15 protein-coding genes are annotated in these 17,511 nt (G+C 68.4%); 12 read left to right on the top strand and 3 right to left on the bottom strand.

Translation table 11 applies throughout. The features are described from left to right. The first annotated feature begins 191 nt into the window (after nucleotides 1–191). On the top strand, nucleotides 192–1,874 hold the full coding sequence (locus ACTOXK_RS09175; RefSeq protein WP_482279420.1) for an FAD-dependent oxidoreductase: 1,683 nt from the start codon (nucleotides 192–194) through the stop codon (nucleotides 1,872–1,874). Nucleotides 1,875–1,937: 63 nt separating this feature from the next. Further along, entirely contained in the window at nucleotides 1,938–2,708 is a 771-nt protein-coding gene (locus tag ACTOXK_RS09170; RefSeq protein WP_482276569.1) for a hypothetical protein, read from the top strand. Nucleotides 2,709–2,724: 16 nt separating this feature from the next. Here the strand turns inward: ACTOXK_RS09170 and ACTOXK_RS09165 are convergent, their stop codons facing one another. Together ACTOXK_RS09165 and ACTOXK_RS09160 are read right to left on the bottom strand one after the other, a co-directional pair. Next, on the bottom strand, nucleotides 2,725–3,654 hold the full coding sequence (locus ACTOXK_RS09165) for a MarR family transcriptional regulator (RefSeq protein ID WP_482276570.1): 930 nt from the start codon (nucleotides 3,652–3,654) through the stop codon (nucleotides 2,725–2,727). A gap of 213 nt (nucleotides 3,655–3,867) precedes the next feature. After that, complete coding sequence (locus ACTOXK_RS09160; protein WP_482276571.1) at nucleotides 3,868–4,851, bottom strand: FAD:protein FMN transferase; 984 nt, start codon at nucleotides 4,849–4,851, stop codon at nucleotides 3,868–3,870. Nucleotides 4,852–5,129: 278 nt separating this feature from the next. Between ACTOXK_RS09160 and ACTOXK_RS09155 the strand changes: the two genes are divergently transcribed. The 5 genes from ACTOXK_RS09155 to ACTOXK_RS09135 all read left to right on the top strand — a co-directional run bounded on the left by ACTOXK_RS09155 (nucleotide 5,130) and on the right by ACTOXK_RS09135 (nucleotide 11,106). Then, entirely contained in the window at nucleotides 5,130–5,942 is an 813-nt protein-coding gene (locus tag ACTOXK_RS09155) for a UTP--glucose-1-phosphate uridylyltransferase (RefSeq protein WP_482276572.1), read from the top strand. 585 nt (nucleotides 5,943–6,527) lie between these two features. Continuing rightward, nucleotides 6,528–7,841, top strand: coding sequence for a dihydropteroate synthase (folP, locus tag ACTOXK_RS09150; RefSeq protein WP_482276573.1), 1,314 nt, complete (start codon nucleotides 6,528–6,530; stop codon nucleotides 7,839–7,841). Next, nucleotides 7,842–8,687 carry a biotin--[acetyl-CoA-carboxylase] ligase gene (locus ACTOXK_RS09145; protein ID WP_482276575.1) on the top strand — a complete coding sequence of 282 codons (846 nt, stop codon included), beginning with the start codon at nucleotides 7,842–7,844 and terminating at the stop codon, nucleotides 8,685–8,687. Between the two features lie 45 nt (nucleotides 8,688–8,732). Continuing rightward, complete coding sequence (locus ACTOXK_RS09140) at nucleotides 8,733–10,328, top strand: MATE family efflux transporter (RefSeq protein ID WP_482276576.1); 1,596 nt, start codon at nucleotides 8,733–8,735, stop codon at nucleotides 10,326–10,328. A 136-nt stretch (nucleotides 10,329–10,464) separates the two neighbouring features. Next, complete coding sequence (locus tag ACTOXK_RS09135; RefSeq protein ID WP_482276577.1) at nucleotides 10,465–11,106, top strand: biotin transporter BioY; 642 nt, start codon at nucleotides 10,465–10,467, stop codon at nucleotides 11,104–11,106. Between the two features lie 109 nt (nucleotides 11,107–11,215). On the opposite strand, the gene ACTOXK_RS09130 is transcribed toward ACTOXK_RS09135, so the two are convergent. Next, nucleotides 11,216–11,911 carry a response regulator transcription factor gene (locus ACTOXK_RS09130; RefSeq protein WP_482276578.1) on the bottom strand — a complete coding sequence of 232 codons (696 nt, stop codon included), beginning with the start codon at nucleotides 11,909–11,911 and terminating at the stop codon, nucleotides 11,216–11,218. Between the two features lie 137 nt (nucleotides 11,912–12,048). Here ACTOXK_RS09130 and ACTOXK_RS09125 point away from each other — a divergent pair, with 137 nt between their 5' ends. The 5 genes from ACTOXK_RS09125 to ACTOXK_RS09105 all read left to right on the top strand — a co-directional run bounded on the left by ACTOXK_RS09125 (nucleotide 12,049) and on the right by ACTOXK_RS09105 (nucleotide 17,451). Further along, a complete protein-coding gene (locus ACTOXK_RS09125; RefSeq protein ID WP_482276579.1) occupies nucleotides 12,049–12,816 on the top strand; it encodes a type III pantothenate kinase in 768 nt (255 codons plus the stop codon). A gap of 175 nt (nucleotides 12,817–12,991) precedes the next feature. Further along, nucleotides 12,992–14,680 (top strand): formate--tetrahydrofolate ligase, encoded by a 1,689-nt coding sequence (locus ACTOXK_RS09120; protein ID WP_482276580.1) that lies wholly within the window; start codon nucleotides 12,992–12,994, stop codon nucleotides 14,678–14,680. 374 nt (nucleotides 14,681–15,054) lie between these two features. Continuing rightward, nucleotides 15,055–15,669 carry a cyclodeaminase/cyclohydrolase family protein gene (locus ACTOXK_RS09115; RefSeq protein WP_482276581.1) on the top strand — a complete coding sequence of 205 codons (615 nt, stop codon included), beginning with the start codon at nucleotides 15,055–15,057 and terminating at the stop codon, nucleotides 15,667–15,669. After that, nucleotides 15,669–16,529, top strand: coding sequence for a bifunctional 5,10-methylenetetrahydrofolate dehydrogenase/5,10-methenyltetrahydrofolate cyclohydrolase (locus ACTOXK_RS09110; RefSeq protein ID WP_482276582.1), 861 nt, complete (start codon nucleotides 15,669–15,671; stop codon nucleotides 16,527–16,529). The genes ACTOXK_RS09115 and ACTOXK_RS09110 overlap by 1 nt, the downstream gene beginning before the upstream one ends. A 100-nt stretch (nucleotides 16,530–16,629) precedes the next feature. Next, nucleotides 16,630–17,451 carry a formate/nitrite transporter family protein gene (locus ACTOXK_RS09105; protein ID WP_482276583.1) on the top strand — a complete coding sequence of 274 codons (822 nt, stop codon included), beginning with the start codon at nucleotides 16,630–16,632 and terminating at the stop codon, nucleotides 17,449–17,451. The last annotated feature ends 60 nt before the right edge of the window (nucleotides 17,452–17,511 follow it).

The raw sequence follows: 17,511 nt of genomic DNA, 5'->3' as shown, positions 1-17,511 counted from the left end.
TGTCGCGCACCGCCTTGAAATAGCCGGGCGAGGCGTTGCGCCAGGGCGAAAGGCCTTGCGCCAGACGCGCGGTTTCCTCCGGGTCGGCCCTGGCCGCGGCCGGGGCCGCTGCCGCAGGGCTGCTCGCTCCCGAGGCGGCCCTCGCCGCGAGCGCCGAGCGCCGGGGCGACTGGACGCGGGAGGGCGACCCCGTGGCCGCCTCCGACCCGAGCCATGCCACCAACGCGAGCGCCGCCGACGGCACCTTCCGGGAGCACGACGCCGCGAGCTTCCCCGCCAACGACGCCACGCCCATTCCGCCCCGGGCCGTGCCCGCAGCGTGGGACTACGAGTGCGACATCTGCGTGGTGGGCGCCGGAGGCGGTGGCCTGAACGCCGCGGCTCGCGCCTGCGAGCTGGGGGCCGAGGTCATCTGCGTGGAGGCCATGGGGCTTCCCGGCGGCAACGCCCAGGAGGCGGGCATGTGCGGCATCCTCGGCGGCTACTCCGGCCAGGAGGAGAAGAAGTTCGCCTTCCCGAGCTACCCCTTCTCGCCCCAGGCCCTGACCGACTGGGCCATGGACGAGTACCACTACGCGGCCGACCCCAAGCTCATCTACAAGATCGCCGAGGAAGGGGGCAGGAGCCTCGACTGGATGGCCGACTGCGGCGTGCACTGGCGCCTCGGCGAGGTGCCCGTGTACGTGGCCCCCAAGCGCTCGACGCTGGACCACCACGTGCTGAAGATGAAGGATGCCACCGATGCCATGTTCAACTACGGCTACAAGCACGGGGTGGAGTTCCTCTTCCAGAGCCCGGCGGTGGCGCTTGTGCAGGACGGGGACGGGCGCATCGTGGGCGTCGTGGTGAACGAGGACTACGGCGCGGAGAAGTTCATCCACGCGAAGCGCGCCGTCGTCCTCACGGCCGGCGGCTTCTGCAACAACAAGGCGCTGCTCGACAAGTACATCCCCACGGCGGCCATGGGCTGCGCCTCCAGCTATCTGACGGCCGGCGAGACCGGCGAGTGCTTCCGCATGGGGCTCGGAGTGGGGGCCGATGTGTCCGGCTTCAACAGCTCAGCCTCCTTCGACGGCGGTGTGGACTGGCAGGCCGAGGGCGGCACCTGGGCGCGGTTCCTCTACGACGGCATGACCCAGCTGTCGCGCCAGCCGTGGCTGACCATCGACCGCTGCGGCAACCGCCTGCGCTATATGGACTCCCGCGTGGCCGAGGACGGCGCCAACGCCATCTACGCCCTGGGCGACTTGGCCACCATCCAGATGACCCCGCCGGGCCACCGCTCCTACATCGTCTTCGACGCGAACTACGAGGATCACTTGGCGGGCTTCGCCCAGGAGCACTGCCGCAAGCTGCTGACCCCGGACCTGGAGCAGATCGAGAAGGTGCCCGAGCACTACCGCGACTGGCACCACGGCGTGGCCGATGCCATCGAGGCCGACGTGCTGAAGCGCCGCGACACCTTAGAAGAGCTGGAGGCCGACCTGGGCCTGGCCGAAGGGGTGCTCACCGAGGCCGTGGAGCGGTGGAATGCGGCCTGCGAGCGGGGCGAGGACGACTTCATGTACCCCATGCCGTCCGAGTGGCTGCACGCCATCACCACGCCGCCCTTCTACGGCTGCCGCATCGGCGGCAACCTCTACGGCACCAAGGCCGGCCTGCTCATCAACGACCAGATGCAGGTGGTGGGCACGAGCGGCCGCGTCATTCCGGGGCTCTACGCCGGCTGGCACACCGCGGGCGGCGCCTGCGGCGAGAACAGCTACATCGGCGATCCCATTCTGGGATCGCTCATGGGCGATGTGGGCTTGGCGTTCTGCGGCGGCTACCTCTGCGGTACCTCGGCGGTGGAAAACGAGATGGGCGAGGCCTAGGGCCGCGCTCGGAACGCGCGGGGCGCAGGACGTTCCGCGGGATTGCTTCGGAAGGAGCTGACTATGAACGATATGAAAGCAATGGCGCGGCCGTTTCTCACGCTGTACGCCATGGCGCTCGTGATGGCTATTCTGGCCCGCATCGGGCTTGCCGTGGCCGGGGGCACCGGCGTGCTCGCCTTCGACTACATCTCGGCGTCCGGCGTGCCCATTCTGGATGTGATCTGCTCCATCCTCACGGGCTCGGCCTTCGTGGCCTTCCTGTTCGCGGCGGGGCTCGCGCTCGTGGTGTCCACGGCCGGTCCGGTGCTCTACGGGGCGCTTGCGGCCCGCGGCGAGGGGCGGCCGCGCCCGGCAACGGCGTTTCTATGGGGCTGGGCCACGGCGCTGGTGGCCATTGTGTGCCTGGTCGTGGTGGTGCTCGGCATCCTGTCGGCGGTGCAGGTGGGCTCCATGAGCTCGAAGTTGCCGGGGCTGCCCGTCATTGTGCTGGGCGTTATCGCCTTCGCCGCTTTCCTGGGCACGCTGCTCGGCGCGGCATCGATGGTGGTGTGTGCCTGTGTGGCCCGCGCCCGTGCGGGGCACAGCTTGGGGACGAGCCTTGTGGCGGCCGCAGCTGGCTGCGGCGCGGTGGTAATGCTGCTCACCGTGGGCACCTTCTCGGCCCTGAACGTGGCGACGGTGAGCCTGCCGGTCCTCGGCGGCTGGGCGGCGGCCGACCTGGTCGTGAATGTGGCCCTGCTGTTCGGCTCCGCGGCCCTTATCCGCAAGCTGGAAGGCACTCCGGCGCCGAAGGCGAGCGTACCGGTGCAGCCAAAGGCGGCGCTGTCGTAGCGGGTGGCGAAATACCCTAGATTTCCTGGAGCAGGTCGTAGGCGGCCTGCTCCTTTGCTTGGCGGCGGGCGTCCAGCTCGGCCACCACGACGTGGCCGACGCGCTCGATGGCCTCGCGCTGGCCGGGGGTAAGGTGGGCCCACAGCTTCGTGGCGGCCAGCTCATTTACCGTGGCGCTGATGAGGAACCCCTGGTAGACGCCCTCGTCGGTGAGGGCTACGTAGACCGCCTTCTTATCGGCGGGCGACTTCAGGCGCCGCGCCCAGCCGCGCCCGACGAGGCGCTCGGTGGCCCGGGCGGCGTTCACCGGGGACAGGTGCAGGGCCGCCGCCAACTCGCCGACGCGCTCGGGGCGGTCGGTCTCGCTCAGGCGCTGCACGATGCGGCACTCGTTGAACGAGGCACCCGTGGCCTCGCGCAGGGTGCGCTCGGTCTCGGCCCGCAAAAGCTCGATGGACACGAGGGAGCGGGTGGCGGGGAAGCGGTTGGCCATCTCCGAATTCAGCGGCGGCTCGATCTGGGCCGCCGCTGCCACGGCCGCCTCCAAAATGGTGCGGTAGGTGGGGTTGGCCGTGGGGAAGTGCTCGTAGAGGCTCTCGACGAGGGCCTCGTTCACGGCGGCGACATGGGCCGCGCCGGCATCGGTGACGCGCAGAAAGCGGGTGCGCCCGTCGGCCCGACCGCTCTCCCGGGTTGCGAGCCCCCGGGCTTCCAGCGCATCCACGGCCTGGGTGATGCCGTTGGGTTTCATGCCGAGGAGTTTCCCCAGGGCGCCCTGGTTCACGGCCTCGCCGGCTTGCAGCAGCTTGGTGAGCACCCGGTACTGGGTGATGTTCAGATCGCTGGCAGCGGCCAAGCCCCGGGCCAGGGCCTCGTGGGCCATCTCGAAGGCCACGAAATAGGTGGAGTCCAGGTTGAACTTGTCTTTTTCGGAAGTGGCGCCCACGGCCCGGCTCCTTGCCTCGGGAATAGTTCATTACTGTAACAATTATAGCGCTCCGGGCGGGCGGCGGAAACGGCTCGGGCGAAAGACCACAGAGGTGCGAGCGGCCCGCTGCGCAGGGTGGGAAGACCCCAGGGGCGCGTGCGGGCTGGCGGTGCGAAAGGCTACAGGGGTTCTAGCGGTCCGGGACTGAGGGCGCGAAAGACCCGGGGGGCTTTAGCGGGCCGGGGTGATGCGCCCCTCCCGGTCCACGAAGAAGGCTTGCTGGATTTCCGGGTGCCGCTGCACGAGGGCACGACCGCGCTCGCTCCCCAAGGCGAGCAGGGTGGTGGAGAACCCCTCGGCGTCGATGGACTGCTCGCAGATGACGGTCACGCCGGCCACGTCCGTCGCGGCGGGCATGCCGGTGCGCGGGTCCAGGATATGGTGGTAGAAGGTGCCGTCGGGGGCGGTGAAGCAGCGCTCGTAGATGCCGCTCGTGACCGCCGAGCCCGCGGCCAGGGGCACGGCGCCGAGCAGGGTGGCCGGGTCGGCCGGGTTGCGCACCCCGATGCCCCAGGGCTCGCCCGAGGGCTTCGTTCCGCGCACGGCCACGTTGCCCCCCAGGTTCACGATGATGCCGTCGAGGTTATGGGCGGCCAGGGCCTCGATGAGCCGGTCGGCGATCCAGCCCTTGGCAATGCCGCCCGCATCCACGGCGGCTGCCGGGTCGGCCAGCTGGGCGTGGCAGGTGCCGCCCTCCTTCCACAGCTTCAGCTGGCGCCAGTCCACATGGCCCACGGCCTCGGCCAGGGCGTCGGGGTCGGGCACCGTGCCCTCGTGGAAGTTCCACAGGCCCACGGCCGGCCCTACGGTGATGTCGAAGACGCCCTCGCTGGCCGCGCAGTAGGCGACGGCGCGCGAGAGCAGGTCGTAGGTGAGGGGGTCTATGGCCACCGCCGCCCCGTCGGCGCCGTTCACGCGGGCGATATCGGAGTGGGGAAGCGTGCGGCTGAACAGGCGCTCGTAGGTGCGGCAGAGGGTGCGGGCCTCGTCGAAGGCGGCCGCGCAGGCCCCGTCTTCGCCGTAGGCCTCGATATCCACCACGGTGTTGAAGGCGAGGAAGCGCACGGCGGCCGGCTTGCCGGCTTCGGCGGCGCGGTACCGGACGAAGGCCTCGTCGGGAATGGGGTCGGTATGTTGCCCGTTTTCGTTTTCCATGGCCCCAGTATAAATGAAGGCCGGCGCTTGGGGCGGTGTGGCTTGGAAATGGAGGTTGTGCGACAAGATCGGCCCCTCGGGTGAGGGGTGCGCGATACCGCCCGGGCATTTCCCCTGGTGCATCATGGCCAGGAAGGGGCCGGCAGTCCCGAAGCGTCGCACAACCTCGATTTTCAAGCCACGGGGGGTCGTGCGGGAGCAGGCGGTGGTATCATGGGCCGACGATATGCGAAGACACGGGGCCCGCCCGGTGCGGCCCCCTCAGAGAAAGGCGCCCGATGAAGGCTCTCATTCCCGCGGCGGGGCTCGGCACCCGCTTCCTGCCGGCTACGAAGGCCCAGCCCAAGGAGATGCTGCTGGTGGTGGACCGCCCGGCCATCCAGTACGTGGTAGAGGAGGGCCTGGCCTCGGGGGCCGACGGGGTCGTCATCATCAACAGCCGCGAGAAGCGCGCCATCGAGGAGCACTTCTCCCCGAACCCCGAACTGGTGGCCCTGCTGCGCGAGCGCGGCAAGGACGCCTACGCCGATGCCGTGGAGGCCGTGGGCAACTACCCGGTGAGCTACGTGTACCAGGAAGAGGCCCTGGGGCTCGGCCACGCGGTGCGCTGCGCCGCCGAGGCCTGCGCCGGCGAGCCCTTCTACGTGCTGTTGGGCGACGTGCTCGTGCCCGACAACAAGATGCTGCCGGCCATGAAGGCGGTATCGGACGCCCACGGCGGGGCCAGCGTCATCGCCGTCATGCCCGTGCCCGACGACCAGGTGAGCCGCTTCGGCGTCATCGCCGGTGCGGCCGTGGCCGACGACGTGTGGAAGGTGGACTCGCTCGTGGAAAAGCCGGCGCTCGAGGACGCGCCGAGCAACCTGGCCGTGTTCGGCCGCTACCTGCTCTCGCCCCGGGTCATGGAGCTGCTCGCCGACGGAAAGCCGGGCGTGGGCGGCGAGATCCAGCTGACCGACGCCCTGGATGCGGTGCTCGCCGAAGAGGAGATGTACGCCCTCGTGGTGGATCCGGCCGACGGCTTCGACACCGGCACCGTGGAGAGCTGGCTCGAGACCAACAACATTCTGTTCCAGCGGAAAAACGGCTAGGGATCGCCGGCGCGGCCCGCGACGCCTGCGCCCCGCGACCCCCGAGGGCGCCGCGCGTTTCCGGGGGTCGCGGGTGAAGCTCGCGACAGCGGTGCGCTGCCGGTCTGCCGAAGCCGTGCGCAGGCTTTCCGGAAGCATCGCGCCGTCGGCCCTTGGGAGAGGCGCCTGCGTCCCGCTTCCGCGACCGTCGCGACGGCGTTGACGGGTTGTTACCGCTGATGGGAATTCTTCTCAATTCTGAAGAATTGCTTAAAGATGACCCGTTGAATCCACAAGTTCCCCACCTTCGCGTCATAGGGAATTCAAGGGCGGTTGTTATACTGAGCCCAGCAAGTGAGACAACCCCCTCCGATCACTTGCCTGCTTTGTCTCTGAAAAGCAGAAAGCGGCTCCTGAGAGAGTCGCATCCCCCCTCCTTCTGGCCCGGCTGGCCCCCTCCAGCCGGGCCGCTTCTTTTCTCGCCCTCGCTCTCGGAGCCCGCGCAGAGCCCGTACACGGGCCTTTCGCCCGAAAGTCAATGAAAAGCGGCGAGGTCGGCATTACACTGAGCGCTTAGGCTGGCAGACGGAAAGGCATTTTCCCTTCATGATTTGGCATTGCGGTCGCTTCGACTTCGATACATCGACGCCCATCGTCATGGGCATTCTGAACATCACGCCCGACTCGTTCTCCGACGGAGGCCTCTATCTCGATGCCGACGCGGCGGTGGAGCACGCCCTGGCCATGGTGGACGCTGGCGCGGCCATCATCGACGTGGGCGGCGAGTCCACCCGCCCCGGATCCGACCCGGTGGATCCGGCCGAGGAGTGGGAGCGCATCGGGGCCGTGATCGCGGCCTTGGCCGAGCGCGAGCTGTGCGTGTCGGTGGACACGCGCCACGCCGAGGTGGCCTCCCGGGCCCTGGCCGCGGGCGCCTCCATCGTCAACGACGTGTCCGGCTTCCGCGACCCGGCCATGGTGCAGGTCGTGGCGAAGAGCGGCTGCGGCTGCGTGGTGATGCACATGGCCGGCGAGCCGAAGACCATGCAGGACAACCCCGTCTACGACGACGTGGTGGCCGAGGTGCGCGACTACCTGCGCGACGCGGCCGCCGCCCTCGAGGAAGCGGGCGTCGACCATTCCCGCATCTGCATCGATCCGGGCCCCGGCTTCGGGAAGACCCCCAAGCAGACCATCGAGCTCATGCGCAACCTCCACGAGCTCGTGCACCTGGGCTATCCGGTCATGGTGGCCGCCTCCCGCAAGAGCTACGTGGGCTACGCCTACGGCGTGGAAGAGCCCCACGAGCGCGACGTGGCCTCGGCCGCCGAGGCGCTGCTCGCCTGCGAGCTGGGGGCGAGCGTGGTGCGCACCCACAACGTGCCCCTCACCGTGGCGGCCCTGGGCGACCTGCGCCCGGCCGTGGTGCTGGGCCTGGGCTCCAACGTGGCCCTGGTGGCCGAGCCCGGCGAGGAGACCGAGGCCAAGATCGCCCAGATCAATCTCGCCGTGGGACAGCTCTGCGCCCTGCCGGACACTCAGATCATCGACATGGCCCCCTTCTACGAGAGCGAGCCGGCCTACTACACCGACCAGGACGCCTTTGTGAACACCGTGGTGCTGCTGCGCACCGGGCTGCCCCCCAAGGAGCTGCTCGGCTACCTCCACGGCATCGAGAACTCCCTCGGCCGCGTGCGCACCGTGGAGAACGGCCCGCGCACCCTGGACCTGGATATCGTGGACTACCAGATGTACGTGGCCTCCGACGACGAGCTCACCCTGCCGCATCCCCGCGCTGTCGAGCGCGACTTCGTGGTGCGCCCCTTGCTCGATATCCTGCCCGGCTACGAGTTGGCCGACGGCACGGTCGCCGATGCGGTTCCGGCGGCCGAGCGCGTGGGGAAGGCGAGGCGGTTGTAGATGAAGCTCACGGTGATCGACGAGGTGACCTCGACCAACGAGGTGGTGAAGGAGGCCCTGCGCGAGGGCAAGGCCGAGGGGCTCGTGGTGCGGGCCCGGCGCCAGTCCGGCGGCTACGGCCGCCAGGGCCGCGGCTGGGACAGCCCCGAGGGCGGCCTGTACATGTCGCTGCTGCTGCGCCCCGACGTGGCCGGCAGCGGCCTGGCCACCTTAAGCCTGGTAGCGGGCCTGTCCGTGCAGCGGGCCCTCGCTTCCATGGCCGATCCGTCCCTCGAGGACGGCATCCAGCTGAAGTGGCCCAACGACGTAGTGTACATGCCCGCCGACTGCGAGCGGGCCGACGAGTACCGCAAGCTCTGCGGCATCTCGCTGGAGGCCTGCGGGGGAGGGGTGTGCGTGGGCATCGGCATCAACGTGTTCCCGCCCGATGTGGAGCGTCCCATCGAGGGCCGCAACATCCCCGAGTACCTGGCCGATCTCATGATGGATCCCGCTTCCGCCCCCGGCCATCCCGTCACCGTCCGCGCGGCCATCGAGGCGCTCGACGAGCCGGAGCAGGCGGCGCGCCGCGAGGAGCTCATCACCGACGTGCAGCGCGAGGTGCTCGCCCGGGTGCTCGTGAACTACGGCCGCTGGCGCGAACTGGGCTTCCAGCCCTCCCTGGCCACCTACGAGGCGGTGTCGTTCTTGGATGGGCGCCCCCTGCGCATCGAGACCATCGGCGGGGCGACCACGGTGGAGGGCGTCGGCGCCGGCGTGGACGAGCGCGGTCGGCTGCTCGTGCGCACCGCTGACGGCATAGTGCCCGTCGCCTCGGGGGAGGCCCACGTTATCCCGCTGCCCTAGGGGCTACAATGGCGCTCGGCGTTTTTGAGGAAAGGCACGAGCCCCATGGATGAACCGAAGCAGAGCGAACCGACCGAACCTATGACACCTTCCGACCGCACTCCGGGAGCCGACGGCCCCGGCGCGGGCGTTGCCGCGGCCGAGGACGGCTCCGGCCGCTCTTCGGGCGACGCGGCCCTGGACGACCGGGGAGAGGCGCTGCACGGCCGCTCGGCCGGCGACGAGAAGGTGCTCCGCATGGGCACCGCCTCCATCCCGCGGCTCATCACCGAGTTCGCCATCCCCTCGGTGGCCGGCATGCTCATCAACGGCTCCTACGCCATCATCGACTCGGTGTTCCTCGGCCACGCGGTGGGGGAGATCGGCCTGTCGGCCATGACCGTGGCCAACCCCATCATGATCGTGTTCATGGCCCTGGCCATGCTCATCGGCAACGGCGGCAACGCCCTGGCGGCCCTGCGCCTGGGGGAGGGCCGGCGCGAGGACGCGGAACGGGCCCTGGGCAACGTGGTGTCCCTGAGTCTCGTGGCCGCCGTGGTGGTGCTGTTCATCGGTTGGAACCCCCTGCTCGTGAACGGGGTGCTCGACCTGGCATCGGCCACCGAGGAAGTGCGCCCCTACGCCCTCACCTTCATCCAGATCCTCTGCTCGGGCTTCCTGTTCCAGTGCATCGGCATGGGCGTGAACAACTTCATCCGCACCTGCGGCGCCCCGAACCGGGCCCTCGGCACCATGGTGGTGGGCCTCGTGAGCTCGGTGGCCTTCAACTTCCTGTTCGTCATCATGCTCGGCTGGGGCGTGGCCGGCAGCGGCCTGGCCACGGTGCTCGGCTGGGCCTGCTCCTGCGCCACGGTGCTGTGGTACTTCTGCGGCCGGACCGATGTGCCCATGCGCCTGTCGGTGCGCTCCATGGTGCCGAGCGGGTCCCTCATCGGCACCATTTTGGGCTACGGGCTCCCGAGCTTCTGCGTGCAGGCCGGCATGGCCGTGGTGAACTTCGTCATCAACTTCCAGCTCGTGAAGTACGGCGCCCTCACCCCCATCGGTGCCGACGATGCCCTGGCGGCCATTGGGGTGGTGCAGCGTATCGGTCAGTTCACCGTCATGCCCCTCATCGGCATCGCCATCGCCCTGCAGCCGCTGCTCGGCTTCAACTACGGTGCCCGCAAGGTAGCCCGGGTGCGCAAGACGCTGTGGTACGGCATCGGGGCCGCCACCTCCATCGCCGTGGTCATGTTCGCCGGGGTGGAGCTGTTCGCCGCCCCCATCGCCCACGGCTTCGGCATCAAGCACGACGGGCTCGTGGACTTCACCGCCTTTGCCATCCGGGTGCAGTTCATCGTGCTGCCCTTCGTGGGCTTCCAAATCGTGAGCGCCAACTACTTCCAGGCCACGGGCCAGCCGGCCAAGTCGGTGTTCCTCACCCTGACGCGGCAGATCCTGTTCCTCGTGCCGCTGCTTTACCTGTTGCCCGAGGTGCTGCCCTCGGTGGCTTCGGGGCTCACGGGCCTCGATGCCCTGTACTTCGCCGCCCCCATCTCCGACCTGCTGGCCACCATCGTCACGGCCGTCTTCATCGGATGGGAGATGGCGCGCCTGCGCCGTCTGGCCCGGCTGTGCGCCCGGGGCGAGGAGGCCTGAGGCCGAGGCATTTTCATATTTTGTGCATTTGCTCAAAACTGAGCAAATCGCTTTCCATTGGCCGCTCAAGCGCGACTCTGGCGCCGGAAGCGCGCGGCGTCCCGTAGTATCTCCCTCGTCGAAAGGAGATATGACCATGGAAACTGTACGCACGAAAACCAGCGCTTCCGCGCGCACCCGTTCCGTGGCCTTTGTGGGCCTGACCATCGCCATTATGGCGGTATCGGCATGGGTGACCGTGCCGCTGGGGCCGGTGCCCTTCACGTTGCAGATGTTCGCCGTCACCTTCGCCATCGTGGTGCTGCGCCCCAAGGAGGCCATTGCCGCCATCGCGGGCTATCTGCTGCTCGGCGCCGTGGGCGTGCCGGTGTTCTCCGGCATGCGCGGGGGCATCGGGGTGCTGGCGGGCCCCACGGGCGGCTTTCTGTGGGGCTACCTCCTCGGTGTGAGCGCCGCGGTGCTGTTCCTGCACCTGGTGCGCACGGCCCGGGGCTCGGGCGCGGGGAGTGCTTCGCGCCCCACGGCCGCCGAGCGGGCCGCCCTCACCCCGGCCCAGCGGGCCGTGGCGTTCCTGCGCACCTTCGGGGCCGATCTGGCGGCCGGCCTCATCTTCACGGCCGTGGCCTACGTCTGCGGCTGCGCCCAGTATATGGCCGTGGGCCAGGTGGACCTCATGACGGCCTTCCTCACGGCCGTGGCCCCCTTCATGGTGGTGGACTTCTGCAAGATCGTGGCCGCCGTCATCTGCGCCGACGCCGTGAAGGCCGTGGTGAAGTAGGGCGGTTCGGGCGAATCGGCACATCCGCCGCTCCCGACCGAGAGGCGCGACCATAAGAAAGAGGCTCCCCGACGGGAGCCTCTTGACGTTCAAGATGGGTGTGCAGCGGTTACGCCTTGAAGCGGTAGCCGTAGCCGCGGACGGTCTCCACGAGGCCGGGATCGTAGCCGGCGGCGTGGATCTTGTCGCGCAGGCGCTTGATGTGGGTGTCCACGGTCTTGGTCTCGGTGAGGTACTCCCAGCCCCAGGCATCGCGGAGCAGGTCCTCGCGGGAGACCACCTTGCCGGCGCTCTTCATGAGGCTCGCGAGCAACTCGAACTCGCGCGGGGTGAGGTCGATCTCGCCGTGGTCGCCGGCGGCGGTATGGGCATCTTCGTCGAGCGTGATGCCCGAGGCGGTGATGGAATTGGAGGCACCCGGGAACTCGCCGCCCTGGCCGCGACGGAGCAGGGCGCGCACGCGGGCGATGAGCTCGCGGACACCGAAGGGCTTGGCCAGATAGTCGTCGCCGCCGATTTCCAGGCCGACGACCTTGTCGAGCTCGGTATCGCGGGCCGACAGGAACAGCACGGGAGCCGTGGTCTTGGAACGAAGGCGGCGGCACAGCTCGTAGCCGTCCATTCCCGGCAACATGATGTCGAGGACGAACAGATCGTAGTTGTTCGCGCTCGCGAGGGCGAAGGCCTCCTCGCCGTTGTCGACGATGTCGGCGTCGTAGCCTTCCTTCCGCAACGCGTAGCTGACGAATTCAGTGATCGATGGCTCGTCGTCAACGACAAGGATTCGGCTCGGTGTCTCAATCATAATCTTGCCTTTCTCTCGTCATGTCGACGATTGCCCCACGGGGGCAGATCGTTTAATCCTTGATATAATCAAGCACCGTGTTCACTATAAACACTGTGTCATATTTTACTGGAAAACTGAGGAAGATTGTCATAATTATGTTACTTGCTATTGACATAGGGAATACCCATACCGTTATCGGGGCCTACGACGGCGAGCGGCTCGCTGCCATGTGGCGCGTGGCCACCGATCGGTTGGTGACCGCCGACCAGCTGCGGGTGACCCTTTCCTCGCTTTTCGCCCTGGACGATCTCGCCCTAGCCGAGGTGCGGGCCTCGGCCGTGGCCTCGGTGGTGCCCCAGCTCAGCCGCGCGTGGATACAGGCCATCGCCGATGCCACGGGCACCGCGCCGCTCGTGTGCTCGGCCGAGACGGCGGCCGGGCTCTTCGAGGCGGACTACCCGCATCCCCACGAGATCGGGGCCGACCGCGTGGCCGATGCCGTGGCCGCCCGCAGTCTCTACGGGGCTCCGGTCGTGGTGGTCGATTTCGGCACCGCCACCAACATCGAGGTGATCGACGGCGAGGGGCGTTTCCGTGGCGGCATTATCGCGCCGGGCGTGCAGACCTCGGCCAACGCCCTGTTCACCCACGGGGCCCAGCTGCCCGACATCGCGCTGGTGGTGCCCCCGGCCCCCATCGGCACCTCCACGGTGGAGGCCATCCAAGCCGGCATCATGCTGGGGGAGGCCGATCGGGTGGACGGCCTCGTGCGCCGCATCTTCGCCCAGCTGGGCTACGAGGCCCCGGTCATCGCCACGGGCGGCCTGGCCCCGGTGGTGGCGCCCCATTCTGCCACCATCTCCACGGTGAACCCGGAACTGACCCTCCACGGCCTGCGCCTCATCGCCGAGCGGGCCCAATAGGGAAGAAGCCTCGGGGCCGTATCGGGGGGAAGTTGCGCCCTTGGGGGAACGGTGAGGGTCGCGGGGCGGTTCCATGGCTAGAATGGGGGCTGCGGCCCGCACGGGTGCGGGCGCATTCGTCAGAGGAGGCTGCCAGGACGTTCCCGGCGCCGTGACATGAGAAAGAGGGCCCGACGTGTTGACCGACATTGAAATTGCCCAGGCGACCGAACCGAAACCCATTGGCGAGATCGCCGCCATTGCCGGCGTCGACGAGAAGTACCTTGAGCTGTACGGCAACTACAAGGCCAAGGTGGATTTCAACCTGCTGCGCGAGGAGGAGCACGCTTCCGGCAAGCTCATCCTGGTGACCGCCATCAATCCCACGCCGGCCGGCGAGGGCAAGACCACCACCACCGTGGGTCTGGCCGACGCCCTGGCCCAGCGCGGGAAGAACGTGGTCGTGGCCCTGCGCGAGCCGTCGCTCGGCCCCGTGTTCGGCATCAAGGGCGGCGCTGCCGGCGGCGGCTATGCCCAGGTGGTGCCCATGGAGGACATCAACCTGCACTTCACCGGCGACTTCCATGCCATCGGCGCGGCGAACAACCTGCTCGCGGCTTTGCTGGACGCCCATATCCAGAACGGTAACGAGCTGAACATCGATGTCCGCAAGATCACCTGGAAGCGCGTGGTGGACATGAACGACCGCCAGCTGCGCCACATCGTGGACGGCCTGGGCGGCAAGGCCCACGGCGTGCCCCGCGAGGACGGCTTCGACATCACCGTGGCCAGCGAGGTCATGGCCATCTTCTGTTTGGCCACCTCCATTACCGACCTGAAGGAGCGTTTGGGCCGCATCGTGGTGGGCTACACCTACGACGATAAGCCGGTCACGGCCCACGACCTGAAGGCCGAGGGCGCCATGGCCGCGCTTTTGAAGGACGCCCTGAAGCCGAATCTCGTGCAGACCTTGGAAGGCACCCCGGCCTTCGTGCACGGCGGCCCCTTCGCCAACATCGCCCACGGCTGCAACTCCATCATGGCCACCCGCATGGCCATGGCCCTCGGCGACTACTGCGTGACCGAGGCCGGCTTCGGCGCCGATCTGGGCGCGGAGAAGTTCCTCGACATCAAGTGCCGCCTGGCGGGGCTTAAGCCCGATGCCGTGGTGGTTGTGGCTACCGTGCGCGCGCTCAAGAACCACGGCGGCGTGGCCAAGGCCGACCTGAACGAGGAGAACCTGGAGGCGCTGGAGGCGGGTCTGCCGAACTTGCTGCAGCACGTGGAGAACATCACCAACGTGTACAACCTGCCCTGCGTGGTGGCCATCAACGCCTTCCCGACCGACACCAAGGCCGAGCTGGACCTGGTGGAGGCCAAGTGCCGCGAGCTGGGCGTGAACGTGGCCCTGTCGGAGGTGTGGGCGCGCGGCGGCGAGGGCGGCCTGGCCCTGGCTGACGAGGTGGTGGCCCTCTGCGAGAACGGCGACGCGGCCGGCCGCTCGGCCGAGACCTTCGCGTTCTCCTATGAGGACGACCTGTCCATCGCCGAGAAGATCGAGGCCATTGCCCGTCGCGTCTACCGGGCCGACGGCGTGGTGTTCGAGCCCGCGGCGCAGAAGGAGATCGCGCAGCTGGAGGCGCTCGGCTTCGGCGATATGCCCGTGTGCATGGCCAAGACTCAGTACTCGTTCAGCGACGATGCCACCAAGCTCGGTGCCCCCCGCGGCTTCACCGTCACGGTGCGCCAGGTGAAGGTATCCGCCGGTGCCGGCTTCATCGTGGCGCTCACCGGCTCCATTATGACCATGCCCGGCCTGGGCAAGGCCCCGGCCGCCCACAAGATCGACGTGCTAGAAGACGGTACCATTGTGGGGTTGTTCTAAAGAACAACCCCACGCAGCTGCCGCTGCGGCTCCGACCGGCACCTGGCCTTGCACCTCACCGCTCTCCCTCGCGGCGCGAAGGCCGCTCGGCCGCGGTTCGGCCCAATGCCAGGCACCGGTCGAACCCTCGCTGACTTCCTTGGGCGAACCAGCGATTTTTGATATCTCGATTAAAAGGCCCGCAGCTTCAAGCTGGGGGCCTTGTTTGTTGCTAGAATAAAAAAAGAAAGCCCGGCGGCAACCGGGCTTAATCATTAACACCGCGCCGCCCGTACCAGGTCTAGCCACCTACGGGCTTTGCCAGTGCCCTTGTAGTATAACTGCTTCGGCGCCCTGGCGCAAGGAGGCGCGACCGCTCAAAGGGAGGAGCGAATATGGTAGATACCGAGTTCATCGACGCGCTGGCATCGAAGGCGCCCACGCCGGGCGGCGGCGGGGCGAGCGCCTACGCCGGGGCCCTGGCGAGCGCTTTGGCCTCCATGGTGGGCAACCTCACCGTGGGGAAGAAGAAGTACGCGGCGGTAGAGGAGCGCGTTCAGACTGAGCTGGCGGAACTTGAGGATACGCGCATCCGCCTGCTGGAGCTCATCGACGAGGACGCCGAGGCCTTCGCGCCCCTGGCGGCGGCCTACGGGCTGCCGCGGGGTACCGAGGAGGAGGCCGCTGCCCAGCGCGCGGCGCTCCAGGCGGCTCTCGTGGGTGCCTGTGAGGCGCCCCTGGCCATTATGGGCCAGTGCGTGCAGGTCATCGAATCCTGCGTGTTTTTGGCCCGTCACGGCTCGGTGCTGGCCGTGTCCGACGCCGGGGCCGGGGCGGTGCTGGCCAAGGCGGCCCTTCTGGCGGCCAGCCTGAACGTGCGCATCAACATCGGCTCCATGGACGACGAGGCCCGGGCCGCCGCCTACCGCGACCAGATGGAGGATCTCATCGCCGCTGGCAGCGCCCTGGCCGACGATGTGTACGCCGATGTGGTGGAGAGGTTGGGATAATGGCGAAGCTGCTTACCGGTAAGGAAGTGTCGGCGGCCCTGGCCGACGATCTGGTGCCGCGCATCGAGCGCCTCGCCGCGGCCGGCATGACCCCGACCCTGGCCATCGTGCGGGTGGGGGAGCGTCCCGACGACCTGTCCTACGAGCGCACCGCGCGCAAGCGGGCCGAGGCTCTCGGTATCGCCGTGCGCCGCTTCGAGCTGGCCGCTGAGGCGTCCCAGGCCGAGCTCGAGGCTGTCATCGAGGCGGTGAACGGCGACGAGGCCGTCCACGGCTGCCTGCTGTTCCGCCCCTTGCCCCCCTCCATGGACGAGCGCGCCGTCTGCGACCGTCTGGCTCCGGAAAAGGATATCGACGGTATCGGCTCCGCGTCGCTGGCGGGCGTGTTCGCCGACACGGGGGAGGGCTTTCCGCCGGCTACGGCCCAGGCCTGCCTGGAGATGCTGGACTTCTATGGCATTCCCGTGGCGGGCAAGCGGGTGGTGGTGCTCGGCCGCAGCCTGGTGATCGGGCGCCCGGTGGCCATGATGCTCTTGGCCCGCCATGCCACGGTCACCCTGGCCCATTCCCGCACCGAGGATGCGGCGGCCCACACGCGCGAGGCCGACATCGTGGTGTGCGCCACGGGCCGCGCCCGGGCCTTCGGGCCGGAGTTCTTCGCGCCGGGCCAGACGGTGCTCGACGTGGGCATCAACTTCGACGCCGACGGCAACCTCTGCGGGGACGTGGACTTCGACGCCGTGGAGTCCGTGCTGGGGCCCGAAGGCGCCATCACCCCGGTGCCCCGGGGCCTCGGCGGCGTGACCACGACGGTCACCATGGCCCACGTCGTGCGGGCTGCCGAGGCGGCCTGTCGGTAGGTCGTACCGCTGCCCGATTCCTCTGGGAGCCCCGTCTTTGGCGGGGCTTTCTCGTGAAATGATATGTCTTTCGCTGATATTCACGAGAAGGAGAGCGACCATGTCCATCTTCACGCCCACCGAGATCACCGATAACTACATGAAGGCTTCGGTGGGAAAGGCGGCATCGCCGGCGTGGCGCCTGTTCGTCCTCGCCGTGGCCGCGGGCCTGCTCATCGGCCTGGGCGGCGTGACCTCCTCCACGGCGGCCCACGCCCTCGACAACGCCGGCATGGTGCGCCTCGTCTCGGGCCTCATCTTCCCCGTGGGTCTCATGATGGTCATCCTCATGGGCACCGAGCTGTTCACGGGCAACGCCCTCATGATCACCGCCGCCCTCGACGGCAAGATCACCTGGGGGCGCCTCGGGCGCAACTGGGCCATCGTGTTCGCCGGCAACCTGGTGGGCGCGGTGCTCCTGGCCGCCTGCATGGCCTTCTTCGGCCAGCTGAACATCGGCGGGGGCGACTTGGCGGTGTACACGGCGAAGGTGGCCGCCACGAAGAACGGGCTGCCCTGGCTGAACGCCTTTGTGCTGGGCATCTTCTGCAACCTCATGGTGTGCATCGCGGTGTACCAGGCCAACACCGCCCAGGACACCGCCGGCCGCATCCTCGGCATCTTCTTCCCCATCATGGGCTTTGTGCTGGCCGGCTTCGAGCACTGCGTGGCCGACATGTACTACGTGCCCGCGGGCATCTTCGCCTATATGAACCCGGCCTACACCGGCATGATCGACGCGGCGGGCGTCAACACCGCCCTGCTCACCTTCGGCGACTTCATCACGGCGAACCTCATTCCCGTGACTCTGGGCAACATCGTGGGTGGCGTGGCCGTGGGCGTTGTCATGTACGCCTGCCACGCCACGAAGAAGCGGAAGTAGGCAACCGCTGACGAAATCGTCAGGGATGTCGGGGATGTGTGGGTTATCTGGTCAGGTTTT

It is taken from the genome of Adlercreutzia sp. (genome assembly GCF_056795635.1).
Note: the sequence above shows the minus strand (reverse complement) of the source record. Positions and strands in the feature narration are given on the sequence as shown.